We start from the raw sequence: 21,553 nt of genomic DNA, 5'->3' as shown, positions 1-21,553 counted from the left end.
CGGTTAGGTCTAAGCCTTTGACATTATATTTAAGAGTTCGCCATGGCCATCACCACCACCAAATCCGCCTATCGCAAAGGGATCGTCGACGCACTGCCCTTTGTGCTGGTGATCATCCCCTTTGCCTCGCTCTTTGGCCTATTGGCGACCGAGGCCGGGTTGAACGTGTTCGAAACGCTCACCTTTTCGATCGTGGTGATCGCCGGGGCCGCGCAGTTCACGGCGCTGCAACTGCTGCGAGAAGACGTGCCCACGGCGATCATCCTGGCCTCTGCGCTGGCGGTGAACCTGCGTATGGCGATGTATTCGGCCTCTCTCACCCCGTGGATCGGCGGCGCACCGCTGTGGCAGCGGGCGCTGGCGGCCTATATGACGGTGGATCAATCCTATGTCGCGGCGATGACGCAGTATGAGCGCGACCCGCAGATGACCGTGCCGCAGCGGATGGCCTATTTCTTTGGGACCGTGACGCCGGTGGTGCCGCTTTGGTATATCTTCACGCTGATCGGGGCGATGGTCGGCTCCAGCGTGCCTGACAGTTGGGCGCTGGATTTTGCCATTCCGATCACCTTCCTCGCCATGATCGCGCCGATGTTCCGCACGCTGGCCCATGTGGCAGCGGCGGTCGTGGCGGTGGTCGTGAGCCTTTTCGCCGTCGAGGTGCCCTATGCGCTTGGGCTGATCATCGCGGGGCTTGCGGGCATGATCACCGGCGCGCAGGTCGAGGCTTGGATGGAACGGCGCAAACCGGGGAGCACGGCATGATGATCGATAGAACCGCACTTTGGGTCGTGATCATCGGTCTTGGACTGGGCAGCTTTTTCCTGCGCTTTGTCTTTACCGGATTGGTCGGCAACAAACAGATGCCCGCGTGGCTTTTGCGGCATCTGCGCTATACCGCCGTGGCGATTCTGCCCGCATTGGTGGCACCGCAGGTGATCTGGCCCTCGGCCACCGGGGGGCAGTTCGACCTGCCGCGCGTCACGGCGGCGGCGGTGACATTGGGGGTGGGATTGGTGAGCAAGAACGTCCTCGCCGCGATCCTGTCGGGGGCCGCGGCGCTTTATGGGATGCTCTATCTGGTGGGATAAGCGCGGGCGCTACTGCTGCGCCAGTTGCGCCGCGCGCAGGGCGTCGATCACGTCGCCTTCATCGTCTTCGTAATATTTCGTCGTGGTGACACCCGGCAGGGCCTCGAACCGCTCTTGCAGCTTGACGGGATAGTAGGTCGACCCAACGCTTTGAAACCCGGGCAACTGGCTTAGAATGCCGCTGGTGGCGCTGGCGCAAAAGGCACCGGGCACCGCGCCGTTGGATGTCACCAACTGAAGCGCACGCTCGGCCACTTCGGGGCTGACGGGAATTTCCTGACTGACCACATGAAAGGTGCTGCGGGCATGGGCGGATTTATAGGCCTGCAACCATGCGGGCGTCACACCGTAGAGCACATCGCCACGCTCGGCCATGCGCGCGTCGCGGAACGATCCGGCGGGATCGAAGATCACCCGCTGCGAGCCATTCACCATCAGCGCGCTATGGCCGCCGCTGCCGGTGCGGTTGTTCACCATGGTCATCAATGTGAGGGAGGGCGGCTCGGGCGCGCGGTAGGCTGCACGCGCCACAACGTCGGGCGGGCTATCGGGGCTTTGATCCACCGAACAGCCAGCCAGAACGCCAACAAGCGCAATCGACACTAAGAGAGTTCTCAAACCGTTACCCTCGCGCCTAGGGATAGGACGTGATCAACCGGCAAAGATCGCCAACAGAACAAGGATCGCGAGGATGACAACGGTGCCGCGAGTCACGAAGGTCATGAACCCGTCAAAGGTCTTTTGCTGCGCTTCGTAGTTCATGCTGCCGTGTTCATGTTCAGCCATTTTCGTCTCCCTAAGACAATTTGTTGGCGCTGATTAACCTATTCGCATCACCCTGTCACGGGGGATTGATGCGCAGAAAACCATACTAGCTTTGCGCAGAACTACGCGCTATAGGGGAATCTTACACTTCCCCGCACGTTATAGAGTCTCTCAGGTTTCGTCGTCTTCCAGATCGGCAACCAGTCGAAAGCCGATCCGTTGCGGGGCGGCATCGGGCACCTTTTTTGGCAAGGCCCGCAGCATCACGTTTAGCTGCCCCACATGCTGCACCAATTGCGCCCGCGCCCCTGCCGGATCGACGCCGTAAAAGGTGATGATATCGGGGTCGAAATACCCCATGCCTTCGATCCGCAGCACCCCGGCATCGCCCCCGGCAAAGCCAATCGCCGCCTCATGATCGTTATCGAGCTTTTCCTCGAAATTCTTGAGGTAGAGCACGACCCGCTCATAGGCCCATTGCGCGGCTGATCTCTGTTTCACCGGCTTGTCGGTCACCGATTTGGGCAGGGGTTGATCGCCCGACTTGGGCTGATCGGTGCCCGTATGCACCTCATGCATGCGCGGTAATGCCGCAGCCTCATAGGCCTCGGCTGCCGTTTTCACCTCATCGCCCATCGCTCACCCCTTGCGCTGATACACCCATGCGCCATCCGCCGCGCGCAAGCTGCGCGTGGCCTCTCCGGCTTGGTAAAGGTGGCTCAGATGGGCGACGGCTTCAACCTGCGCGAGGCCATATTCCGCCTCGCCGATGCTGCGCTTAAACAGCGGCGCGAAACATTCCGAGGCCGATTTCGGCGTGTCGATATAGGCCAGAAGCCTGCGCAGGGCGCTGTGGTGGTTCTCAATCAGTTGCTTTAGCCGCGTCGGCAGGCCGGTGAAGGGCAGCTTGTGCCCGCCAAGCACCAGATGATCCTCCCGCGCCAAGGGGACGAAACGCTCGCAAGCCTCCAGCCATTCGCCGATGGGGTCGGCCATCGGCTCGGTCGGGTAGACGCCGATGTTGGGGCTGATGGAGGGCAGGATCTGATCCCCCGCGATCACCAGATTGTCGTCACGGCTCCAAAAGGTCGCGTGTTCGGGGGCGTGGCCATTGCCGATATGCACCTCCCAATCGCGCCCGCCCATGCGGATCACATCGCCCTGCCGGATGCGGGTGAACCCCAGCGGCAGCGGAGCCACCACATCGGCGAAATTGAAAGGCCGCTCGCTGGCGCGTTTGTCATAGAGCGCCGCGGCCATCCCCGCCTTGCGGTAGAACGCAAGGGCTTCGGCGACCGGCACCTCTTGGACATCCAGCGTCAACATCCGCGCGGTCAACCACGCGGTGCGCGTGGTGACCAGTTCCGCCCCGAACTCGGTCTGCAACCACCCGGCAAGGCCGATATGATCGGGGTGGTGATGGGTGACGACCACGCGCGAGATCGGCTTTCCGCCAAGCGGCCCCGCCATCAACCCGCGCCAAATTTCCTTGGCCCGGCGCGAGGCAAAGCCCGTGTCGATGACCGTCCAGCTATCGCCCTCGTCCAAGGCATAGACGTTGACGTGATCCAGCTTCATCGGCAGCGGCAGGCGGAACCAAAGCACCCCCGGCGCCACCTCAATCGCCTCCCCCTCGGTGGGCGGCACCTCCCAAGGATAGCGCAGCCCCTTGGGGGTTTTTGGCGAAGCGGTGGAGAGGGTGGCCTGCTCTGTCATCAGCTTTTCAGATCTTCGACATCAAGCGCATAGAGGTCTTCTGCCCCGGCCTGTGCATGGGCCAACAAGCCCTGATGCTCGGGCAAGAGACGTTGGATATAGAACCGCGCCAGCTTGGCCCGCGCATCGCCCGCGCCGGCGGCCTTCTCGGCCATGGCGGCTTGCAGATGCAGATGACCGCCCATCACGCGGGCGAAGGCGCGCAGATAGGGGACGGCACCGGCGAACCGCGCGTTCATGTCCTTCTGCGCGGTCATCCACTCGGTCGCCTCGCGCAGGGTCTCGCTCGCCTGCCAGACCGCATCGGCCATGCGCGGGAAAGGGCCGCGTGCGGATTCGGCATGGGCTTCGATCTCATCCAAGAGCCGGTTCGCCGCCTCGCCGCCGTCCATCATCTTGCGGCCCACAAGGTCCATCGCTTGAATGCCGTTGGTGCCCTCGTAGATCGCGGTCACGCGCACATCGCGGCTGAACTGCGCCGCGCCGGTTTCTTCGATAAAGCCCATGCCGCCATGCACCTGCACGCCCATCTCGGCGACGCTGATGCCCACGTCGGTGCCGAATGCCTTGGTGATCGGGGTGAGGAACGCGGCCCGCGCGCCCCATTCATCCCCCTGCCCGGCGCGCGCCATATCGCTGGCATAGGCACAGCTCAGCGCAATCGCGCGGGAGGCAAAGATATCGGCCTTCATGCTCAAAAGCATCCGGCGCACATCGGCGTGATCCACGATGGTGCCGGTGCCGCCTTCGACGGGGGAACGGCCCTGCTTGCGCTCCAGCGCGTAGTCCAGCGCCAGTTGATAGGCCCCTTCGGCTGCACCGATGCCCTGTTCGCCGACACCAAGGCGCGCGTTGTTCATCATGGTGAACATCGCCGCCATACCGCCGCCTTCGCGGCCCACCAGCCAGCCGGTGGCCTTGTCATATTGCATCACTGCGGTGGGCGAACCATGCAGGCCCATCTTATGCTCAAGGCTGACCACATTCACACCATTGCGCTGGCCCGGCGCGCCATTCTCATCGGGGATGAACTTCGGCACGAGGAAAAGGCTGATCCCCTTGGTCCCCGCAGGTGCACCCGGCAGGCGCGCAAGAACCAGATGGCAGACATTGCCTGCAAAATCATTGTCGCCCCAAGAAATGTAGATCTTCTGACCAGAGACCGCATAAGTCCCGTCGCCATTGTCTTCGGCCCGGCTGCTCAGCGCGCCTACGTCCGATCCCGCCTGCGGCTCCGTCAGGTTCATCGTGCCGGTCCATTCGCCCGAGATCAGTTTGGGCAGGTACAATTCCTTGATCGCGTCGCTCGCGTGGTGCTCCAGCGCTTCGATCTGGCCTTGGCTCATCAGGGGGGCGAGTTGCAGCGACAGGCAAGCGCCGCTCATCATCTCGTTGACCGCGCTGGTCAGGGTCATCGGCAGGCCCATGCCGCCAAACTCCGGATCCGCCGACATGCCGATCCAGCCGCCCTCGGCAATCGCGGCGAAACCTTCGGCAAACCCCGGAGAGGTGCGCACGACGCCGTTTTCCAGCTTTGCGGGGTGCAAATCCCCGCCCCGTTGCAGCGGCGCCAGCACGTCATCGCAAAGCCGTCCGGCCTCTGACAGGATCGCGCCGGTGACGTCTTCACTGGCCTCAGCGAAACGGTCGGTGCTGCGAAGCGTTGCGAAATCCAACACGTCCTCGATCAGAAAACGGTAGTCATCCACGGCGGCGCGGTACGGCATATCATATCCTCCTGAAAGGCGCGCTTGTTCTGGCAAGCCTGACATGGCCCTGATAAAGGCTGGTTTATGTTGCCGCCAGCATGAAATGCCCGGCCGCCCCCCGCAACCCAAACGCGGCGTCACGGGATGCTGCATGATCCGACAGGCCGAAACACCCGATGACCCAGCCGACCGAGACCCTGACCGCCACGCCCCAAGGCATCGCCCGCGCGGCACGCCTGCTGCAAGACGGCGCCCTGGTCGCCCTGCCGACAGAGACGGTCTACGGCCTTGGCGCGGATGCCCGTAATGGTGAGGCCGTGGCGGGTATTTACGCCGCCAAGGGGCGGCCCAGTTTCAACCCGCTGATTGTGCATCTGCCGGATATCGACACCGCCAAACGCTATGTCGACTGGACCGAACAGGCCGACCGGCTGGCGCAGGCCTTCTGGCCCGGCGCGCTGACGCTGGTCTTGCCGCTGAAGCCCGACAGCGGGCTGTCGTCGCTGGTCACGGCGGGGCTGCCGAGCCTTGCGGTGCGCGTGCCCGCCCATCCCGCCATGCGGCAGGTCTTGCAGGCGCTCGGCGGTCCGGTCGCCGCGCCCTCGGCCAACCCCTCGGGCAAGATCAGCGCGACCACGGCGGATCATGTGCGGGCGGGCCTCGACGGTAAGATCGCAGCGGTGCTGGACGACGGCGCCTGCCCCGTTGGGTTGGAAAGCACGATCATCGGCCTGACCGGCCCCCGCCCCGCCTTGCTGCGCGCAGGCGGCCTGCCGAGCGAGGCGATCGAGGCCGCGCTTGGCCAAAGGCTGGAGGTTGTCGATGGGGCCGAGATCATCGCGCCGGGGCAGCTCGCCTCGCATTACGCGCCCGGTGCGGCGGTGCGGCTGAATGCGCGGACGGCGGGACCGGGTGAAGTACTGCTTGGCTTTGGCGAGATGATCTGCGATCTCAACCTCTCCCCCTCCGGCGATTTGACCGAGGCGGCGGCGAAACTGTTCGACCACCTGCACCAGTTGGACGCCACCGGTCAGACCATCGCTGTGGCCCCGATCCCCGATCACGGGCTGGGCCGCGCGATCAACGACCGATTGGCCCGCGCCGCAGCACCGCGTTAGGCGTGCCCGGCTGAGGCCGACAGCCCCAAGGGGTCGATCCCCAACGTCTTGAGCGCCGCGCCCCATTTCTCGGGATCCGGCAGGTCGAAAATCACCTCTGGCGAGGCCTCGCAGGTCAGCCAGCCGTTCTGCGCAATCTCGCCCTCCAACTGCCCCGCCCCCCAGCCCGCATAGCCCAGCATCAACTGCGCGCGCTCTGGCCCCTTGCCGGTCGCGATGTCTTCGAGGATGTCGCGGGTGGTGGTCAGGGCGATGCCATCGCCCACGCGCAGCGTCTCAATGGCCGAGCGGTATTCGTCGGAATGCAGCACAAAGCCGCGCCCCGTCTCGACCGGCCCGCCGAAATGCACGGCCAGCGATTTGGCCTGCGGCGGTGTGTCTTCGACCAGTTGATCCAGCACATCCGACAGGCGCAGTTCCGGGGCGGGTTTGTTGACGATCAACCCCATCGCCCCCTGTTCGGAATGCGCGGAAAGATAGATCACCGAATGCGCGAAACGCGGATCGCCCATGCCCGGCATCGCGACCAGCAGCTTGCCCGTCAGTTCCATCGTCTGCCCCGTCAACGCCCACCTCCTGAAGGTAACCTTTCTTTGAACATGGCCGCTTGCGCCTCACAAAACAAGAGAGGCGCCCCACCGTCCGCCGCATCGGCGAAACATGGATGATGCAAATGTGACTTGGCAGGCGCGAAAGGATACCGCATCAAGTCCGCATGACCATATCGCGCTTCTTTTCCGCCCTTCTCTCCTGTCTCACCCTCGCCCTGCCCGCCGCGGCGCAGGATGCTGTCGGCACGCCCTTGCGGGGCGATCTGCTCACTGGTTGGCAACAGCCTGACGGGCGGCGGGTGGCGGCGATCCGGCTGCGCATGGCACCGGGTTGGAAGACCTATTGGCGCAGCCCCGGTGACGCGGGCATTCCGCCGGAGTTCGACTGGTCCGGCTCGGACAACCTGCGCGATGTGCAGATCACATGGCCCGCGCCCAAGGTCTTTGACCAAGGCGGGGTGAACTCCATCGGCTATGCCCGCGAGGTGATCCTGCCGCTGACCATCACCCCGCGCAGCCCCGGTGCGCCGGTGACATTAGACACCAGCATCGACCTTGGCGTCTGCAGCGACATCTGCCTGCCGCAGACCATCCACCTGCGCGCCCTGCTCGACACCCGCGACAGCAAGCCCACCCCGGCCATCGCCGCCGCCTTTGCCGCGCGGCCCTATTCCGGGGCCGAAGCTGGTCTGAAAAGCGCCCATTGTAGTCTGCGCCCCACCGCGCGTGGGCTGGAGATCGAAACCCGGCTGGCCCTGCCCTCTGCCGGGGGTAAGGAGACCGTGGTAATCGAACCCGGCAATCCCAACATGTGGATGAGCGAGACCGTGAGCCAGCGGTCGGGAAATACGCTTGTCGCCAGCGGTGAGATGATCGCCGAGAATGGCACCGCGCTGGCGCTCGACCGTTCCGCCATTCGGATCACGGTGATTGGCAAGAACCACGCGGTCGAGGTGACGGGCTGCACCTCGGGTTAAACCCGCGCGCTACTTGCGGCGCTGATGCTCGTCCAGCCGCGGCATGATCTCGACGAAGTTGCAGGGCATGTGGCGGTAGTCCAACTGTTTGAGCAAGATGCCATCCCATGCGTCTTTACATGCCCCCGGGCTGCCCGGCAGCGCAAATAGATATGTCCCCTGCGCCACGCCGCCCGTCGCACGGCTTTGCACCGCGCTGGTGCCGATCTTCTCCATTGAGATCATGGTGAAGACCGTGCCGAAGGCGTCAATCTCTTTCTCATAGACATCGCGGTGCGCCTCGACCGTCACGTCGCGCCCCGTGAGGCCAGTGCCGCCGGTGCTGATTACCACGTCAATCTCAGGGTCCGCGCACCAGTCGCGCAGTTGCGCCGCGATAGCGGGGCGGTCGTCGGTCACGATCTCGCGGGCGGCCAGCACATGGCCCGCCGCCTCGATCCGTCCGACCAAAACGTCGCCCGAGCGGTCCTCGGCCAAGCTGCGGCTGTCCGAAACGGTCAGCACCGCGATTCTCACGGGGATGAACTCCCGGCTGTCGTCGATCCTGCTCATGTCCGCTCCATCATTGCCAAACGCGTGGCCAAAGCCACGAAAATACCGCTGCTGATCCAGCCAAGCAGCCGCCCACCGCCCGCCAGCCGCCGTCCGATCCCAGCGGCAAAGACCCCGACCGCGCCGTTGATGACGAAACCGCCCAGAGCCAGCACCGCACCAAAGGTCAAGAACTGCGCCAAGACCGGCCCGGCCTCGGGCACAACGAATTGCGGCAGGAAGGCCAGCACGAAAAGGATCACCTTGGGGTTCGTCAGATTGACGGCGAAACCGGTGTTGAAAGCGCGCCAGCCGCCCATGCCGGGCGTCGTATCGCGCGGCTTTCCGGCCTGCCGCAGCGTTTGCACCGCAAGCCAGAGCAGATAGGCCACGCCGAGCCAGCGGATCATGTCCAGCGCCCAAGGCAGCGCCGCGACGACCGCGCCCAGCCCCAACCCGGCCAAAGCCACATGCACCAGCACGCCCGCCGAGATCCCCGCGCTCGCCGCCAATGCGGCCCGCGGGCCCGAGCGCAGCCCCTGCCCAAGGCAGAACATCATATCCGCCCCCGGCGTGAGGTTCAGCGCTAAGGCGGCGGGCACGAAGGCCAGAAGGGTCAGCGCATCAACCATCGCGCAGCTTGGCCTGAACGCTGAGCAGATCGGCCCAAGCCTCGCGCTTGGCCTCGGGATTGCGTAGCAGGTAGCCGGGATGCACCATCGGCATGCAAGAAAGATCGGCGGCCTTGGTCCAATTGCCGCGCAGGCGCATGATGCTGCGTTTCTCCAAAAGCGACTGACAAGACCAATTGCCAAAGAGCACCAGAACCTTGGGTTTGGCCAATTCGATATGACGCTGCACAAAGGGGCGCATCATCGCGATCTCATCTGGCTTTGGGTCGCGCCCCTGCGGCGTGCGCCACGGCAGGATGTTCGACAGATAGACATTGCGGTCGCGCCCCATGTCGATCGCCGCCAGCATCCGATCGAGCATCTGACCCGCACGCCCCACGAAGGGCTTGCCCGCGCGGTCTTCGTCGCGGTCGGGGGATTCGCCGAAGATCATCAACGGCGCGCCGGGCACCCCATCGGCAAAGACCAGATTGCGCGCGCCCTTGTGCAGCTCGCAATGCTCGAACCCTTGGATCGCGGCGCGCAGCTCTTCCAATGTCTGCGCGGACTGCGCGGCGCGGCGGGCCAGCGCCACCGGGTCGGGCTGCTCTGACGCTTGCAGGGGCTGCGGTCCTTTGGCCAGCTTGGCGCTGGCCTTGGGCGCGCTTGCGGGCACCTCATAGCGGTTGACCGGCGCATCGCAGATCGCCTCGGTCGCGCCAAGCTCGACCTGCCACGCCAGCATCTCTGCCGCCTGATGATAATCGAATGATTCCATGACCCGCAGCTTACGCCCTGAGGACGGGGGGCGAAATGCCCTATCGCTGCGCTTTACGCGCCAAGCCCCCCGCGCCTATAAGGCGGCAACAGCAGAAGGGATCGCCACCATGTCATTCGCCCATCGCCACCTGCTTGGCATCGAGCAGCTCTCGCAATCCGACATTACCACCCTTCTGGATTTGGCCGACACCTATGCCGACCGGAACCGCCTGCCGAACAAACATTCCGACGCGCTGCGCGGGCTGACGCAGATCAACATGTTCTTTGAGAACTCCACCCGCACGCAGGCGAGTTTCGAGATCGCGGGCAAGCGTCTTGGCGCGGATGTGATGAATATGGCGATGCAGGCCAGTTCGATCAAAAAGGGTGAGACGCTGATCGACACGGCGATGACGCTGAATGCCATGCACCCCGATCTGCTGGTCGTCCGCCACCCGCAATCCGGCGCGGTGGACCTGCTGGCCCAAAAGGTGAACTGCGCGGTGCTGAACGCGGGCGACGGGCGGCATGAGCATCCCACGCAGGCGCTCTTGGACGCGCTGACGATCCGCCGCGCCAAGGGGCGGCTGCACCGGCTCAGCATCGCCATCTGCGGCGACATCGCGCATAGCCGTGTGGCGCGGTCGAACATCCTCTTGCTGGGCAAGATGGAAAACCGCATCCGCCTTGTCGGCCCGCCGACCCTGATGCCCAGCCAGATCGACCAGTTTGGGGTCGAGGTCTTCGACGATATGAAAAAGGGGCTCGAAGGTGTCGATGTGGTGATGATGCTGCGGCTTCAGAAAGAGCGGATGGATGGCGGCTTTATCCCGTCGGAGCGCGAGTATTACCACCGCTATGGGCTGGATGCCGAAAAGCTCGCCCATGCCAGCCCCGACGCCATCGTCATGCACCCCGGCCCGATGAACCGCGGGGTGGAGATTGACGGCACTTTGGCCGACGACATCAACCGTTCCGTCATTCAGGATCAGGTCGAGATGGGCGTCGCCGTGCGCATGGCCGCGATGGACCTGCTGGCGCGCAACCACATCGCCGCCCAACCCGGCGCGGCCTGACCGGAACCCCGACGGGCCAAGCGGCGTTTTCCTGAGAACAGTCAAAGGAAGCCGTCATGCCCCATACAGAAGTCGCCCCGCAAGAAGCTGGCAAGGTTCGCGTCTATGCCCTCTCGCTCTCGGATGCCGAGGCGCGGGCGATGCGCGATGATGAGACCGCACAGGCCGCGGCCCTCGGGGTCGATCGGATCGACGCAGCCTATACAGAGGTCTTCCGGGTGGCCGACCTCGATCAACTGGGGCTTGCGGGCTATCTGCGCGACGGCAATGGCGTGAACCCCGACCAGATCGAGACGGACCGCAGCAAGCTTGCCGCGCTCGATGGTTGGGTGATGATCGTCTACTCCCGCGCCTTTGCCGGGCAGTCGCTGCAACTGGCTCCGATCCCGGCGCTGACCCATATCGGCACCTATACCGAAGGCGGCCCCGACACGCCGGTGCAGGCGATGGAGGCCGAAGCCGCCCAGCCCTACACCGGCATCCCCCGCGTCGCCCCTTCCGAGCCCGCCAAGGGCGGCGGCGGCAAGACCATGGTGATCGTCGCAGTGGCCGTGCTGATCCTGCTCATCATCTGGTGGCTGCTGGCCTAAGCGCGAAAACCGCTGGCACCCTTGGTGCTGGCGGGCTACATCTGGCCCATGCAAGAACCTGAACACGATCCGAAAATGTCTGGCCGCATCGCCATGGTCGCCCTTTTGGTGGCCTTTGGCGTGGTCGGGCTGATGATCTGGATTGGCGGCTAGCGGCGCGTGCGCCGCGCCCGCGCCCAAAAGACCGCTTGGTTTGGGGGGCGATTTGGGGCATGACAGCGGCGCATCCGCTATCGCACCAAAGGCCCGCCCATGACCCAGTTCTTCACCAATCTGCGCCTTCTCGACCCTCAGGCTGGCACGCTTGAGCCTGCTGCGGTTCTGGTCCGCAACGGGGTGATTGCCGAGGTGCTGGCCGATGGGGCCACAGCGCCCGAGGGCGCGGAACTGGTCGATTGCGGCGGCCATATCCTCGCCCCCGGTATCGTCGACATCGGCGTCAAAGTTTGCGAACCGGGCGAGCGGCACAAGGAAAGCTACCGCTCTGCGGGCCTTGCCGCGGCGGCGGGCGGGGTGACCACCATGGTCACGCGCCCCGACACCGATCCGGCCATCGACAGCCCCGAGACGCTCGAATTCGTCACCCGCCGCGCCAATGAGGCAGCACCGGTGAACGTCGTGCCCATGGCCGCGCTCACCAAGGGCCGCGAGGGGCGCGAGATGACCGAGATCGGCTTTCTGATGGACGCAGGCGCCGCTGCCTTCACCGATTGCGACCGCGTGGTGACGGATACCAAGGTCTTCTCCCGCGCGCTCACTTATGCCCGCAGCCTCGGCGCGCTGGTCATCGCCCACCCACAGGATCCGGGGCTGAGCAAGGGGGCGACCGTCACCTCGGGCAAATTCGCCTCATTGCGCGGCTTGCCTGCCGTCTCACCCATGGCCGAGCGGATGGGGCTGGACCGCGACATCGCCCTCATTGAGATGACCGGCGCGCGCTACCACGCCGACCAAATCACCACCGCCCGCGCCCTGCCCGCGCTGGAACGCGCCAAGCGCAACGGGCTCGACATCACCGCCGGTGTCGGCATCCACCACCTGACGTTGAACGCGCTCGACGTGGCCGACTACCGCACCTTCTTCAAGGTGAAGCCGCCGCTGCGCGATGAGGAAGACCGCCTTGCCGTGGTCGAAGCCGTGGCGAGCGGCCTGATCGACATCATCTGCTCCATGCACACCCCGCAGGACGAAGAGAGCAAACGCCTGCCCTTCGAGGAGGCCGCCAGCGGCGCGGTGGGACTGGAGACGCTGCTGCCCGCCGCGATGCGTCTGGTCCATGCCGAGATGATGGACCTGCCCACGCTCTGGCGCGCGCTGTCGCTGAACCCAGCCAAACGCCTCGGCCTGCCGGGCGGGCGGATTGCCGTGGGGGCGCCTGCGGATATGGTGCTGTTCAACCCCGATGCGCCCTTCGTGCTGGACCGCGCGACGCTGCGGTCGAAATCCCGCAACACGCCCTTTGACGGGATGCGGATGCAGGGTAAGGTCGTGGCAACTTATGTAGCAGGTTCCTGCGTTTACGAGGCGAATTGATGCCCCCTATCGACACTTCTATCGAAATGATCCTTTTCTGGGCGCTGGCGGGCTATATCATCGGCTCCATCGCGTTTGGCATGGTGCTGGCCCGGATGATGGGGCTGGGCAATCTGCGCAGCATCGGGTCGGGTAACATCGGCGCGACCAATGTGCTGCGCACTGGCAACAAAAAGGCCGCAGCGCTGACGCTATTGCTGGATGGGGCCAAAGGGGCCGTGGCAGTGCTGCTGGCCCGTGCCTTCGCGGGCGAGGATGCGGCGCAGGCGGCGGCGCTTGGCGCGATGATCGGCCATTGCTACCCGGTCTGGCTTGGCTTTCGTGGCGGCAAGGGTGTGGCGACCTTTCTGGGCCTCATGCTGGCGCTGGCGTGGCCGGTCGGGCTGGCCTGCTGTGCGGTCTGGCTGGCGACGGCGGCACTCTCGCGCATCTCGTCCCTATCCGCACTGGCGGCGGCGGCAAGCTCGACCTTTTTGCTGGTGTTTCTCGGCTACGGGGAAATGCTGCTCTTGGGCATCGCCCTGACGCTGCAGATCTTTTGGCGGCACCGCGACAACATCCGCCGGATTCGTGCAGGCACGGAATCGCGGATCGGCCAGAAAGGCTGACACCGCCCGAGGGCGGCATCAGCCTCTTTACCCTTTAGTAGGAATATTCGGCGTAGATACGGCTCAGGTCGCCGTTCCATGTCCCGTGGTAATCCGCCAGCAGATCATCCGCAGGCACGCGGCCCGTCTCGATACTGTCGCGCAGAGCGTTGAGAAAATGCGTCTCATCCGGGACCAACCCACCGGCACCGGGACGCGCGCGAGCTTTCAGCCCCGTCTCTGACAAGGCTACCGCTTCGCGTGCCAGATCATGCATCTTGAGCCCGCCCACCTCGGCCTGAAGGCCGTGGGTGGAGGCGGCGATGCGCAATTCTTCCCGTGTCTCGGCATCCCAGCCTTTGACCAGATCCCACGCCCCATCCAGCGCGCTTTGGTCATACATCAACCCCACCCAGAAGGCCGGCAGGGCACAAAGCCGCCGCCACGGGCCGCCATCGGCGCCGCGCATCTCGATGAACTTCTTGACCCGCGCCTCGGGGAAGAGCGTGGTGAGGTGGTCGGCCCAATCGCTCAGCGTCGGCTTCTCGCCGGGCAGCGCGGGCAACTCGCCTTTCAAAAAGTCGCGGAAGGACTGGCCGAGCGCGTCGATATACTTGCCGTCGCGGTAGACGAAATACATCGGCACATCGAGCGCGTATTGCACCCAAGCCTCAAAGCCGAAGCCCTCATCAAAAACGAAGGGGATCATGCCCGTGCGCGCGTCATCGAGATGGCGCCAGACCAGCCCGCGGGTGGATTTCACGCCGTTGGGCTTGCCGTCGAGGAAGGGCGAATTGGCGAAAAGCGCATTGGCGATGGGCTGCATCGCCACGGCGACGCGCATCTTCTGCACCATGTCGGCCTCGCTCGCGAAGTCGAGGTTGACCTGAACGGTACAGGTGCGGCGCATCATGGTGGTGCCCATGGTGCCGACCTTTTGCATATAGCCGTCCATCAGCTTGTAACGGCCCTTGGGCATCAGATCCATCTGCTCATGCGACCATTCGGGCGCGGCCCCCAGACCGATGAAACCGACGCCGATCTCATCGGCCACGTCTTTCACTTCGCGAAGGTGGGTATTCACCTCGTCGCAGGTCTCGTGAATGGTCTCGACCGGGGCGCCCGAGAGTTCCAACTGGCCGCCCGGCTCAAGGCTGATGTTGGCCCCGTCTTTCTCAAGCCCGATCAGCTTGCCACCCTCTTCGACAGGGGACCAATTGTGGCGGTCGCGCAGCCCTTCCAGCATCACCCGGATCGAGCGTTCCCCCTTATAGGGGAGCGGTTTGAGAGTGTCCTTGCAATAGCCGAACTTCTCATGCTCGGTGCCGATGCGCCAGTCTTCGCGCGGCTTGCAGCCGTCCGCCAGATACTGCGCCATCTGGTCGTGATGTTCGATCGGGCCGCCGCCGGATTGAGGAATGGACATATGCGAGGGCTCCGTTTTGAAGGATCGTCTTGGGTGTCTTCTAAGTTGTCGACGTGGCGTCGCGTCTTGCAGGGATGGGCGGATTTGCCGGGGCTGTCAATGCAGCAAGACATGCGCCGGGCGCAGCGGCGCGCGCTCCCAGATCACAACGGCGTCATGGCGGGTCTTGCGTAGCTCAAAGAGCATCCTCTCGGTGCGCAGCCCCGGTAAGGCGGCGAAAGCATCAAACAGCGCCTCGGAGCCTGCGGCGTTCACCGGGATCAACAAAGGCGTCTCATCATCGCGCGGCTCAAGCCGCCAATGGGCCGGAAACATCTGCCGGTCGAGGCTAAGCCGCTGCAACTCGCGCAGGGCGACCGTGCCGCCGGTCAGCGGGCCAAAGTAGGTGATCTGCCCTTCGACGACCTGCACCGCGCCCGCGCCATCGCCCTGCCCGCGAAAGCGCGCGCGTTGCACGCCAAGCCAGATCAGCGCGGCACCGCCCGCCAGCGCCGCATAGCCCGGCACCGCCAGCAGGAACCCCGGCCCCGCCACCAGCCAAAGGCCAAGGCCCATCAGCCCGCCGCCGACAATCGCTTCGCGCCAGCGCCAAAGCTGGTCGCGGGCGCCTTGGCGCAGGAAACTCATCGGGCCACCTTTTGCATCACCAATCTCCCAAAGCCTGCTGCCACATGGTCATCGCCGCCACGGCCGCCGTATCGGCCCGCAGGATGCGCGGGCCGAGCGTGACCGCATGGGCGTGATCGAAACCGTGGAGCCGTTTGCGCTCGCCCTTGGAAAAGCCGCCTTCGGGACCGATCAGAATGGCCCATGGCCCCTGCGCATCCGGCGGCAGCGCGCCGCTCTCCCCGGCCAAAGCCTCATCGCAGAACATGATCTGACGGCTGCTGTCCCACTGGTCCAACAACCGCCCCAGCTTCTCGGCCTCGGCCACTTCCGGCACATAGGTGCCGCCGCATTGCTCTGCCGCCTCGACCGCATGGGCCTGTAGGCGCGGCTGCTGCACGCGGCCTGCGTTGGTAAATTCGGTCATCACCGGCACGATGCGCGCGGCCCCCATCTCAGCCGCTTTTTCGACGATGAAGTCGGTGCGGGTCTTTTTGATCGGGGCAAAGAGCAGCCATAGATCCGGCGGCATTTGTAAAGGCCGGGTCTGTTCGACACAGGTCAGCACCCCGCCGCGCTTGCCCGCCTCGGCGACCTCGGCCAGCCATTCGCCATCGCGCCCGTTGAACAAAAGCACCCCGGCCCCGACCGTGAGCCGCATCACCCCAAAGAGGTAATGCGCCTGCTCGCGCGCCAAAGGAACCGTTTGCCCCTGCCCCAAGGGCTGATCTACATACAATCTGATTTTCGCGTTCATAGGGCCAGATATATGCACAACCAGCCGCCTTCGCCAGATGCTACGCCCGATGCGCCTGTTGCCGATGCGGTGGCCGACAATTGGGTCGACCGTCGCGCCCCGGCGGGGCTGCGCCCCTACCTGCGGCTGAGCCGCGCAGATCGGCCAATTGGCACATGGCTGTTGCTGCTGCCCTGCTGGTGGGGGCTGAGTCTTGCGATCCTCTTCGACCAGTCGCCGCGGTGGGAGGATCTGTGGATCTTCGCAGGCTGCGGCATCGGCGCTTTCCTGATGCGCGGCGCAGGCTGCACGTGGAACGACATCACCGACCGGCATATCGACGGCAAGGTCGCCCGCACCCGGCTGCGGCCCATCCCCTCGGGCGCGGTATCGGTGAAACAGGCGCTGGCGTGGATGGTGGGGCAGATGCTGTTGGCGCTGCTGATCCTGCTATCATTCAACCAAGCGGCCATCGCCATGGGCGTGCTGGCGCTTTTGCCGGTGGCGGTCTACCCCTTTGCCAAACGCTTCACTTGGTGGCCGCAGGTCTTTCTGGGCCTCGCCTTTAACTGGGGCGCCATGCTGGCTTGGACGGCCCATGCAGGCACGCTGCATGCGCCTGCCGTGGTGCTCTACTTCGCGGGCATCGCTTGGACGCTGTTCTATGACACGATCTATGCCCATCAGGATGCCGAAGATGACGCGCTGATCGGTGTGAAATCCACCGCGCGGCTCTTTGGCGAGAATTCGGGCAAATGGCTGCGGCGCTTCCTGATGGCCACGGTGGGGCTGATGGGGATTGCCGTGATCTATGCCGGGCTGCCCCAAGCCTCGGTGCTGGCGCTGGCGCTGGCCCTCGGCGGGCCTTGGGCGATGGGATGGCATATGGCATGGCAGCTGCGCGGGTTGGATACCAAGGACAATGCCAAGCTTTTGCAGCTCTTCCGGGCCAACCGCGATACCGGCATGATCCCGCTGTTGTTTTTCGCGGCAAGCTTGCTGGCCTGATTGCACCCCCGGCAGGACGCGCGTATCAAGTCGCAAGCTTAACAATCAGAAGTCCGCCCATGCGCCTCTCCGCCATTTTCACGATCGCCCTGACCTTTGCAGCCGCAGCGGTGGTCTCTCTGGTGGCGGCGAGCTTTTCGGTGCAACTGATCGAAGACACCTCGGAAATCGGCGTGCGTGACGCGCTGGACGCGCAGGGCATGACATGGGCCGAAGTGCAGGCCGATGGCTTGCAGGTCACCCTCGCCGGGATCGCGCCGACCGAGGCCGTGCGCTTTCGCGCCCTGTCGACCGCAGGCACCGTGGTCGACGCCGCCCGCGTCATCGACGAGATGGAGGTCGAGGCCCAATCCGGCATCGCCCCGCCGCGTTTCTCTGCCGAAGTGCTGCGCAACGACGCGGGCATCTCGATCATTGGTCTGATCCCCACCAGCACCGACCGCGAGGCGGTGATCGACGCCTTTGCCGACATGGCGGGCGACGCCTCGGTCACCGATCTTCTGGAATCCGCGGATTATCCCGCCCCCGAAGGCTGGGAAGACGCGCTGAGCTTTGCCGTGCAGGCGATGGCCGACCTGCCCCGGGCCAAAGCCTCGGTCGATGCGGGGCGGGTGACCATCACCGCCATCGCCGACAGCGCCGCCGCCAAGGCGCAGATGGAGCGCAAGTTGCAACGTGCCGCTCCGCCCAGCCTGCGTCTGCGGCTGGATATCGCCGCCCCGCGTCCGGTGATCACGCCCTTCACCCTGCGGTTTGAGATCGACGCGGAAGGCGCGCGTTTCGATGCCTGCTCTGCCGATACCGAAGCCGCCGCCGACCGTATCTTGAAAGCGGGCATCACCACCGGCGCGCCTGAGAATGCCGATTGCACCATCGGTCTGGGCGTGCCCAGCCCGAACTGGGGCCGCGCCGTGGCGCTGACCATCGACGCACTGGGCCGTTTGGGCCAAGGCAGCATCTCTTTCGCCGATGCGGACATCACCCTGCTGGCCGCGCCCGGCACCGAGTCCACCACATTCGACCGCGTGGTGGGCGAATTGGAAAACGCGCTTCCCGATGTCTTTGCCCTGACCGCGAAACTGCCCGAGGTCGAAGACCCAGAAGCAGGCCCGCCCGAATTTACCGCGACCCTCTCGCCCGAGGGGCAGGTGCAGCTGCGCGGGCGGCTCTCAAACGAGGGGCTGCGCGATCTGGCCGACAGCTACGCGAAATCGCATTTCGGCTCGGCCAACGTCTATACCGCCGCGCGGCTGGACGAGACCCTGCCGGGCGATTGGGCCACCCGCGTCCTGACCGGGCTTGAGGCCATGGCCTCCCTCGCCAATGGCTCTGTCAAAGTTACCCCCGACCGGCTTGAGGTGATGGGCAACACCGGCAATAAGGACGCCAACACCACCGTCGCCTCGCTCTTGGCCGATAAGCTGGGCGAAGGGGCGGATTACAGCATCGACATCACCTATCAAGAAAAGCTCGACCCCATCGCGGGCCTGCCGACACCGGAAGAATGCGAAGCCGAAATTCGCGAAATCCTGAAGATCGGCAAGATCACCTTTGAGCCGGGCAGCGCCACAATCGACGCCTCCGCGCTTGGGACGATGGACGATATCGCCGAGGTGCTGAAAAACTGCGGCGACATCCGGCTGGAGATTCAGGGCTACACCGACAGTCAGGGCCGCGAATCGATGAACCTGTCGCTGTCGCAAAGCCGCGCGGAATCGGTTCTGAACGAATTGCGCGCCCGCCGGGTGCTGACCTCCTCCTTCGTGGCCAAGGGCTATGGCGAGGAAAACCCCATCGCAGACAACAAGACCGAAGAGGGCCGCGAAGCCAACCGCCGCATCGAATTCCGCCTGATCCAGCCCGAGGCCGAGACCCCCGAGGACGAAACAGCGCTGGAATCTGCTGAAGAAACGGGCGATACCACGGCAGAAGAGATCGGGGAATCCGACGAAACCGAAGAAGGCAGCGGTGATGAGCAGAACTGAGTTTGTCCTGGCAACAGCCATCATTCTTTTCGTGGCCTTCTGTATGGGGTGGTTCGCCAATTGGCTGCTGAACCGCTTTACCCGCGTGGCTGCCGATGATGTGGCCCAGCTGGACCGGATGAGCCAAGAACTGCACGAGGCCGAGGAAACCCGCGATCAGGCGATCACCTATCTGCAACAGCGCGAGGCCGAGTTGACCAACCAGCTTGCCCAGACGGAAGCCGAGCTGCGCGCCGCGATGGACGGGCTGCGCGACGCCCGCCATGAGGCCGAAGAGATGCGCGCCTATATCGAACGTCAGAAAGCCTAACCCCAGACCTTCGGAGCCCTGCCATGGCCAATCTCGCCCACTCCATGATCCGTGTCTTTGATGAGGCGGCATCGGTAAAGTTCTACGAAGACGTGTTCGGGCTGAAAATCGCGGACCGTCTGGATTTCGACAGTTTCACTTTGATCTACCTGCGCGATGCCACGGGCGCCTTCGAGCTGGAATTGACCGTCAACAAGGACCGCGAGACCCCTTACGATCTGGGCGACGGTTACGGCCATCTGGCCTTCGTGGTCGACGACCTTGAAGCAGCGCGCGATACCGCGATCAAAGCCGGTGCCACCCCGCGCGAGATCGTTGATTTCCGCCCCGCCGGAGAGACAGTGGCGAAGTTCTTTTTCGTGGCAGACCCCGATGGCTACCAGATCGAAGTCATCGAAAAAGGCGGGCGTTTCGCCTGATCCGAAGGCTCACCAACGCTGCAACGCGGCCTCGTCTTCGTCTTTCGCGGCGACCCAAGTGTCCCCCTCTGCCGTGATCTCGCGCTTCCAAAAGGGCGCGCGGGATTTGAGGTAATCCATCAGGAACTCCGCCGCCTCAAACGCATGCCGGCGGTGCCGCGCGGCGGTGGCGACCATCATGATCTGCTCCCCCGGCACCAGACGCCCATAGCGGTGGATCACCAGCGCATCTTGCAGATCGAACCGTCCCATCGCCTGCTCGGCAATCTCGCGCAGGGCCTTTTCGGTCATCCCGGGGTAATGTTCGATTTCCATCGCGCTCAGCGTGCCCGCATCATTGTCGCGCACCACGCCTGTAAAGGTCACGACCGCGCCGCTGCGCCCCTCGCCCTTGGCAAAGCGCGCGGCTTCCTCACCCAGATCGAAGGGCGCTTCCTGCACCAAAACGCGCATCGCTCAGCCCCCGGTCATTGGGGGGAAGAAGGCCACCTCGCGCGCGCCTTGCAGCGGGGCGTCGAAATCGGTCAGTTCCTGATCCACGGCAACCCGCAGCGCGGAAAGGTCGGAAAAGGCCACTTCGTAGCGCTCCTCCCGGCCCCGCAATTCTTCGACCAATTCGGCCACCGTGGCGGCGGTGCTTTCTACCCGTTCGCGGGGCAGGCCGATGCGTTCGCGGACCCATGCGAAATACAAAACATCCATTAGCGTGGCTCCTTCAGATGCGGCAGCGCCTTGCGCAGATAGTCAAAGCCGGTGATGGCGGTCAGCACGGCGGCGACCCACAACAGCGCCAGCCCCAGCAGCCCGGCCCATTCCATCCCGGCGAGTTTCCAGCCCAGCCCGAGATGATCTTCGACCTCGCCATCAAGGATCGCTTCGATCATCTGCTGGTCCATCCCGAAAACGCTCATCCCGAGGTAATGCTCGAACACGCCTTGCGAGAAGAGCACGGCGATGGCGATCATCTGCAATGTCGTCTTCCACTTGGCCAGTTGAGTCACCTTCAACGTGCCGGCGACATCGCCCAGATACTCCCGCAGGCCCGAGACAAAGACCTCGCGAAACAAGATCAACGTGGCGGGCAGCACCAGCCATGGCGACCAGCTTGAGAAGGCGACGATCACCATGAGCGCGATCACGACCATCGCCTTGTCGGCAATCGGGTCGAGCATGGCGCCGAGTTTGGTTTCCTGCGCCCAAGCGCGGGCAAGGTAGCCATCGAACCAATCCGTCACCGCCGCCCCAACAAAGAGCAGCAGGGCGAACCAATCGGCATAGGGACGCGTAAAATAGAGAAACATGACCGCCACACCGGGGGCCGCGACCAGCCTGAGCAGGGTCAGGATATTGGGCAAATTCCATTTCATGACGTTATCCTATCTTGCGCCGTTCGTGGCTGAAAGGACGAAACCGCCCCGCCTGCGGGCCGTCGCCACCACGGAGCCGCCC

Annotated in this window: 27 protein-coding genes; 12 read left to right on the top strand and 15 right to left on the bottom strand. The window is 64.5% G+C overall.

Going from position 1 to position 21,553, the window contains the following annotated elements; translation table 11 throughout:
* Positions 1-42: 42 nt before the first annotated feature.
* Positions 43-765 carry an AzlC family ABC transporter permease gene (locus ACGYLX_RS00815; RefSeq protein WP_394446803.1) on the top strand — a complete coding sequence of 241 codons (723 nt, stop codon included), beginning with the start codon at positions 43-45 and terminating at the stop codon, positions 763-765.
* Positions 765-1,091: an AzlD domain-containing protein gene (locus ACGYLX_RS00810; RefSeq protein WP_394448064.1), complete on the top strand. Its 327-nt coding sequence runs from the start codon at positions 765-767 to the stop codon at positions 1,089-1,091. The genes ACGYLX_RS00815 and ACGYLX_RS00810 overlap by 1 nt, the downstream gene beginning before the upstream one ends.
* 9 nt (positions 1,092-1,100) lie before the next feature.
* Here the strand turns inward: ACGYLX_RS00810 and ACGYLX_RS00805 are convergent, their stop codons facing one another.
* The 5 genes from ACGYLX_RS00805 to ACGYLX_RS00785 form a co-directional block, all read right to left on the bottom strand.
* Positions 1,101-1,709, bottom strand: a complete 609-nt coding sequence (locus ACGYLX_RS00805) for a hypothetical protein (RefSeq protein WP_394446801.1) — start codon at positions 1,707-1,709, stop codon at positions 1,101-1,103.
* Between the two features lie 33 nt (positions 1,710-1,742).
* Complete coding sequence (locus ACGYLX_RS00800; protein WP_394416950.1) at positions 1,743-1,877, bottom strand: aa3-type cytochrome c oxidase subunit IV; 135 nt, start codon at positions 1,875-1,877, stop codon at positions 1,743-1,745.
* A 150-nt stretch (positions 1,878-2,027) separates the two neighbouring features.
* Positions 2,028-2,492, bottom strand: coding sequence for a DUF6173 family protein (locus ACGYLX_RS00795; protein ID WP_394446799.1), 465 nt, complete (start codon positions 2,490-2,492; stop codon positions 2,028-2,030).
* 3 nt (positions 2,493-2,495) lie between these two features.
* Positions 2,496-3,572, bottom strand: a complete 1,077-nt coding sequence (locus ACGYLX_RS00790; RefSeq protein ID WP_394446797.1) for an MBL fold metallo-hydrolase — start codon at positions 3,570-3,572, stop codon at positions 2,496-2,498.
* Positions 3,572-5,299 (bottom strand): acyl-CoA dehydrogenase, encoded by a 1,728-nt coding sequence (locus ACGYLX_RS00785; RefSeq protein ID WP_394446795.1) that lies wholly within the window; start codon positions 5,297-5,299, stop codon positions 3,572-3,574. The genes ACGYLX_RS00790 and ACGYLX_RS00785 overlap by 1 nt, the downstream gene beginning before the upstream one ends.
* Positions 5,300-5,457: 158 nt before the next feature.
* On the opposite strand from ACGYLX_RS00785, the gene ACGYLX_RS00780 reads away from it, so the two are divergent.
* On the top strand, positions 5,458-6,399 hold the full coding sequence (locus ACGYLX_RS00780; protein ID WP_394446793.1) for an L-threonylcarbamoyladenylate synthase: 942 nt from the start codon (positions 5,458-5,460) through the stop codon (positions 6,397-6,399).
* Here ACGYLX_RS00780 and ACGYLX_RS00775 read toward each other — a convergent pair.
* Positions 6,396-6,950 (bottom strand): YqgE/AlgH family protein, encoded by a 555-nt coding sequence (locus ACGYLX_RS00775; RefSeq protein WP_394448063.1) that lies wholly within the window; start codon positions 6,948-6,950, stop codon positions 6,396-6,398. The genes ACGYLX_RS00780 and ACGYLX_RS00775 overlap by 4 nt on opposite strands.
* Before the next feature lie 164 nt (positions 6,951-7,114).
* On the opposite strand from ACGYLX_RS00775, the gene ACGYLX_RS00770 reads away from it, so the two are divergent.
* On the top strand, positions 7,115-7,927 hold the full coding sequence (locus ACGYLX_RS00770) for a protein-disulfide reductase DsbD domain-containing protein (protein ID WP_394446791.1): 813 nt from the start codon (positions 7,115-7,117) through the stop codon (positions 7,925-7,927).
* Positions 7,928-7,936: 9 nt separating this feature from the next.
* On the opposite strand, the gene moaB is transcribed toward ACGYLX_RS00770, so the two are convergent.
* Genes moaB through ACGYLX_RS00755 form a run of 3 tightly spaced genes read right to left on the bottom strand, consistent with a single transcriptional unit; the run spans position 7,937 to position 9,847 of the window.
* A complete protein-coding gene (gene moaB / locus ACGYLX_RS00765; RefSeq protein WP_120351758.1) occupies positions 7,937-8,479 on the bottom strand; it encodes a molybdenum cofactor biosynthesis protein B in 543 nt (180 codons plus the stop codon).
* The gene (locus tag ACGYLX_RS00760; protein ID WP_394446789.1) at positions 8,476-9,090 is read right to left on the bottom strand and encodes a LysE family translocator; all 615 of its coding nucleotides are present in this window, start codon (positions 9,088-9,090) and stop codon (positions 8,476-8,478) included. The genes moaB and ACGYLX_RS00760 overlap by 4 nt, the downstream gene beginning before the upstream one ends.
* Complete coding sequence (locus ACGYLX_RS00755) at positions 9,083-9,847, bottom strand: uracil-DNA glycosylase family protein (protein WP_394446788.1); 765 nt, start codon at positions 9,845-9,847, stop codon at positions 9,083-9,085. The genes ACGYLX_RS00760 and ACGYLX_RS00755 overlap by 8 nt, the downstream gene beginning before the upstream one ends.
* A gap of 109 nt (positions 9,848-9,956) precedes the next feature.
* On the opposite strand from ACGYLX_RS00755, the gene ACGYLX_RS00750 reads away from it, so the two are divergent.
* The 4 genes from ACGYLX_RS00750 (at position 9,957) to plsY (ending at position 13,635) form a co-directional block, all read left to right on the top strand.
* Positions 9,957-10,904 (top strand): aspartate carbamoyltransferase catalytic subunit, encoded by a 948-nt coding sequence (locus ACGYLX_RS00750; protein WP_394446786.1) that lies wholly within the window; start codon positions 9,957-9,959, stop codon positions 10,902-10,904.
* Between the two features lie 56 nt (positions 10,905-10,960).
* Positions 10,961-11,494, top strand: a complete 534-nt coding sequence (locus ACGYLX_RS00745; RefSeq protein WP_271688208.1) for a hypothetical protein — start codon at positions 10,961-10,963, stop codon at positions 11,492-11,494.
* 252 nt (positions 11,495-11,746) lie between these two features.
* Positions 11,747-13,027 carry a dihydroorotase gene (gene pyrC / locus ACGYLX_RS00740; protein ID WP_394401898.1) on the top strand — a complete coding sequence of 427 codons (1,281 nt, stop codon included), beginning with the start codon at positions 11,747-11,749 and terminating at the stop codon, positions 13,025-13,027.
* Entirely contained in the window at positions 13,027-13,635 is a 609-nt protein-coding gene (plsY, locus tag ACGYLX_RS00735; RefSeq protein ID WP_394446784.1) for a glycerol-3-phosphate 1-O-acyltransferase PlsY, read from the top strand. The genes pyrC and plsY overlap by 1 nt, the downstream gene beginning before the upstream one ends.
* Before the next feature lie 34 nt (positions 13,636-13,669).
* Here the strand turns inward: plsY and ACGYLX_RS00730 are convergent, their stop codons facing one another.
* From ACGYLX_RS00730 to ACGYLX_RS00720, 3 genes are all read right to left on the bottom strand, one after another.
* Positions 13,670-15,040, bottom strand: coding sequence for a glutamate--cysteine ligase (locus ACGYLX_RS00730; RefSeq protein WP_394446782.1), 1,371 nt, complete (start codon positions 15,038-15,040; stop codon positions 13,670-13,672).
* 96 nt (positions 15,041-15,136) lie between these two features.
* On the bottom strand, positions 15,137-15,667 hold the full coding sequence (locus ACGYLX_RS00725; RefSeq protein ID WP_067265571.1) for a hypothetical protein: 531 nt from the start codon (positions 15,665-15,667) through the stop codon (positions 15,137-15,139).
* A 16-nt stretch (positions 15,668-15,683) separates the two neighbouring features.
* Positions 15,684-16,403, bottom strand: a complete 720-nt coding sequence (locus ACGYLX_RS00720) for a 16S rRNA (uracil(1498)-N(3))-methyltransferase (RefSeq protein ID WP_394446780.1) — start codon at positions 16,401-16,403, stop codon at positions 15,684-15,686.
* A gap of 12 nt (positions 16,404-16,415) precedes the next feature.
* On the opposite strand from ACGYLX_RS00720, the gene ubiA reads away from it, so the two are divergent.
* Genes ubiA through ACGYLX_RS00700 form a run of 4 tightly spaced genes read left to right on the top strand, consistent with a single transcriptional unit; the run spans position 16,416 to position 20,104 of the window.
* Positions 16,416-17,390, top strand: coding sequence for a 4-hydroxybenzoate octaprenyltransferase (ubiA, locus tag ACGYLX_RS00715; RefSeq protein ID WP_394446778.1), 975 nt, complete (start codon positions 16,416-16,418; stop codon positions 17,388-17,390).
* A gap of 59 nt (positions 17,391-17,449) precedes the next feature.
* Complete coding sequence (locus ACGYLX_RS00710; RefSeq protein ID WP_394446776.1) at positions 17,450-19,375, top strand: OmpA family protein; 1,926 nt, start codon at positions 17,450-17,452, stop codon at positions 19,373-19,375.
* On the top strand, positions 19,362-19,685 hold the full coding sequence (locus ACGYLX_RS00705) for a hypothetical protein (protein WP_007118939.1): 324 nt from the start codon (positions 19,362-19,364) through the stop codon (positions 19,683-19,685). The genes ACGYLX_RS00710 and ACGYLX_RS00705 overlap by 14 nt, the downstream gene beginning before the upstream one ends.
* A 23-nt stretch (positions 19,686-19,708) precedes the next feature.
* Positions 19,709-20,104 carry a VOC family protein gene (locus tag ACGYLX_RS00700; protein ID WP_394446774.1) on the top strand — a complete coding sequence of 132 codons (396 nt, stop codon included), beginning with the start codon at positions 19,709-19,711 and terminating at the stop codon, positions 20,102-20,104.
* 9 nt (positions 20,105-20,113) lie between these two features.
* Here ACGYLX_RS00700 and ACGYLX_RS00695 read toward each other — a convergent pair whose 3' ends face one another.
* From ACGYLX_RS00695 to pgsA, 3 genes are read right to left on the bottom strand one after another with little or no spacing between them, the layout of a single operon-like run.
* On the bottom strand, positions 20,114-20,557 hold the full coding sequence (locus ACGYLX_RS00695) for a molybdenum cofactor biosynthesis protein MoaE (RefSeq protein WP_394446772.1): 444 nt from the start codon (positions 20,555-20,557) through the stop codon (positions 20,114-20,116).
* 3 nt (positions 20,558-20,560) lie between these two features.
* A complete protein-coding gene (moaD, locus tag ACGYLX_RS00690; protein ID WP_394411590.1) occupies positions 20,561-20,806 on the bottom strand; it encodes a molybdopterin converting factor subunit 1 in 246 nt (81 codons plus the stop codon).
* On the bottom strand, positions 20,806-21,471 hold the full coding sequence (gene pgsA / locus ACGYLX_RS00685; protein ID WP_067265553.1) for a CDP-diacylglycerol--glycerol-3-phosphate 3-phosphatidyltransferase: 666 nt from the start codon (positions 21,469-21,471) through the stop codon (positions 20,806-20,808). Before pgsA ends, moaD begins: the two co-directional genes overlap by 1 nt.
* Positions 21,472-21,553 lie beyond the last annotated feature (82 nt).

Source organism: Sulfitobacter sp. 1A13496, from assembly GCF_043557225.1.
GTDB classification, from domain to species: Bacteria; Pseudomonadota; Alphaproteobacteria; order Rhodobacterales; family Rhodobacteraceae; genus Sulfitobacter; species Sulfitobacter faviae.
Note: the sequence above shows the minus strand (reverse complement) of the source record. Positions and strands in the feature narration are given on the sequence as shown.

What these genes read in the sequence shown, in the direction of transcription:
- ACGYLX_RS00725 (WP_067265571.1), bottom strand. Translation starts at nt 15,667, where the DNA reads ATGAGTTTCCTGCGCCAAGGCGCCCGCGACCAGCTTTGGCGCTGGCGC.
- ACGYLX_RS00815 (WP_394446803.1), top strand. Translation starts at nt 43, where the DNA reads ATGGCCATCACCACCACCAAATCCGCCTATCGCAAAGGGATCGTCGAC.
- ACGYLX_RS00800 (WP_394416950.1), bottom strand. Translation starts at nt 1,877, where the DNA reads ATGGCTGAACATGAACACGGCAGCATGAACTACGAAGCGCAGCAAAAG.
- ACGYLX_RS00720 (WP_394446780.1), bottom strand. Translation starts at nt 16,403, where the DNA reads ATGAACGCGAAAATCAGATTGTATGTAGATCAGCCCTTGGGGCAGGGG.
- ACGYLX_RS00795 (WP_394446799.1), bottom strand. Translation starts at nt 2,492, where the DNA reads ATGGGCGATGAGGTGAAAACGGCAGCCGAGGCCTATGAGGCTGCGGCA.
- ACGYLX_RS00790 (WP_394446797.1), bottom strand. Translation starts at nt 3,572, where the DNA reads ATGACAGAGCAGGCCACCCTCTCCACCGCTTCGCCAAAAACCCCCAAG.
- ACGYLX_RS00710 (WP_394446776.1), top strand. Translation starts at nt 17,450, where the DNA reads ATGCGCCTCTCCGCCATTTTCACGATCGCCCTGACCTTTGCAGCCGCA.
- pyrC (WP_394401898.1), top strand. Translation starts at nt 11,747, where the DNA reads ATGACCCAGTTCTTCACCAATCTGCGCCTTCTCGACCCTCAGGCTGGC.
- ACGYLX_RS00775 (WP_394448063.1), bottom strand. Translation starts at nt 6,950, where the DNA reads ATGGAACTGACGGGCAAGCTGCTGGTCGCGATGCCGGGCATGGGCGAT.
- ACGYLX_RS00705 (WP_007118939.1), top strand. Translation starts at nt 19,362, where the DNA reads ATGAGCAGAACTGAGTTTGTCCTGGCAACAGCCATCATTCTTTTCGTG.
- ubiA (WP_394446778.1), top strand. Translation starts at nt 16,416, where the DNA reads ATGCACAACCAGCCGCCTTCGCCAGATGCTACGCCCGATGCGCCTGTT.
- ACGYLX_RS00760 (WP_394446789.1), bottom strand. Translation starts at nt 9,090, where the DNA reads ATGGTTGATGCGCTGACCCTTCTGGCCTTCGTGCCCGCCGCCTTAGCG.
- ACGYLX_RS00695 (WP_394446772.1), bottom strand. Translation starts at nt 20,557, where the DNA reads ATGCGCGTTTTGGTGCAGGAAGCGCCCTTCGATCTGGGTGAGGAAGCC.
- ACGYLX_RS00745 (WP_271688208.1), top strand. Translation starts at nt 10,961, where the DNA reads ATGCCCCATACAGAAGTCGCCCCGCAAGAAGCTGGCAAGGTTCGCGTC.
- plsY (WP_394446784.1), top strand. Translation starts at nt 13,027, where the DNA reads ATGCCCCCTATCGACACTTCTATCGAAATGATCCTTTTCTGGGCGCTG.
- ACGYLX_RS00750 (WP_394446786.1), top strand. Translation starts at nt 9,957, where the DNA reads ATGTCATTCGCCCATCGCCACCTGCTTGGCATCGAGCAGCTCTCGCAA.
- ACGYLX_RS00700 (WP_394446774.1), top strand. Translation starts at nt 19,709, where the DNA reads ATGGCCAATCTCGCCCACTCCATGATCCGTGTCTTTGATGAGGCGGCA.
- moaB (WP_120351758.1), bottom strand. Translation starts at nt 8,479, where the DNA reads ATGAGCAGGATCGACGACAGCCGGGAGTTCATCCCCGTGAGAATCGCG.
- ACGYLX_RS00770 (WP_394446791.1), top strand. Translation starts at nt 7,115, where the DNA reads ATGACCATATCGCGCTTCTTTTCCGCCCTTCTCTCCTGTCTCACCCTC.
- moaD (WP_394411590.1), bottom strand. Translation starts at nt 20,806, where the DNA reads ATGGATGTTTTGTATTTCGCATGGGTCCGCGAACGCATCGGCCTGCCC.
- ACGYLX_RS00755 (WP_394446788.1), bottom strand. Translation starts at nt 9,847, where the DNA reads ATGGAATCATTCGATTATCATCAGGCGGCAGAGATGCTGGCGTGGCAG.
- ACGYLX_RS00730 (WP_394446782.1), bottom strand. Translation starts at nt 15,040, where the DNA reads ATGTCCATTCCTCAATCCGGCGGCGGCCCGATCGAACATCACGACCAG.
- ACGYLX_RS00780 (WP_394446793.1), top strand. Translation starts at nt 5,458, where the DNA reads ATGACCCAGCCGACCGAGACCCTGACCGCCACGCCCCAAGGCATCGCC.
- ACGYLX_RS00810 (WP_394448064.1), top strand. Translation starts at nt 765, where the DNA reads ATGATCGATAGAACCGCACTTTGGGTCGTGATCATCGGTCTTGGACTG.
- ACGYLX_RS00785 (WP_394446795.1), bottom strand. Translation starts at nt 5,299, where the DNA reads ATGCCGTACCGCGCCGCCGTGGATGACTACCGTTTTCTGATCGAGGAC.
- pgsA (WP_067265553.1), bottom strand. Translation starts at nt 21,471, where the DNA reads ATGAAATGGAATTTGCCCAATATCCTGACCCTGCTCAGGCTGGTCGCG.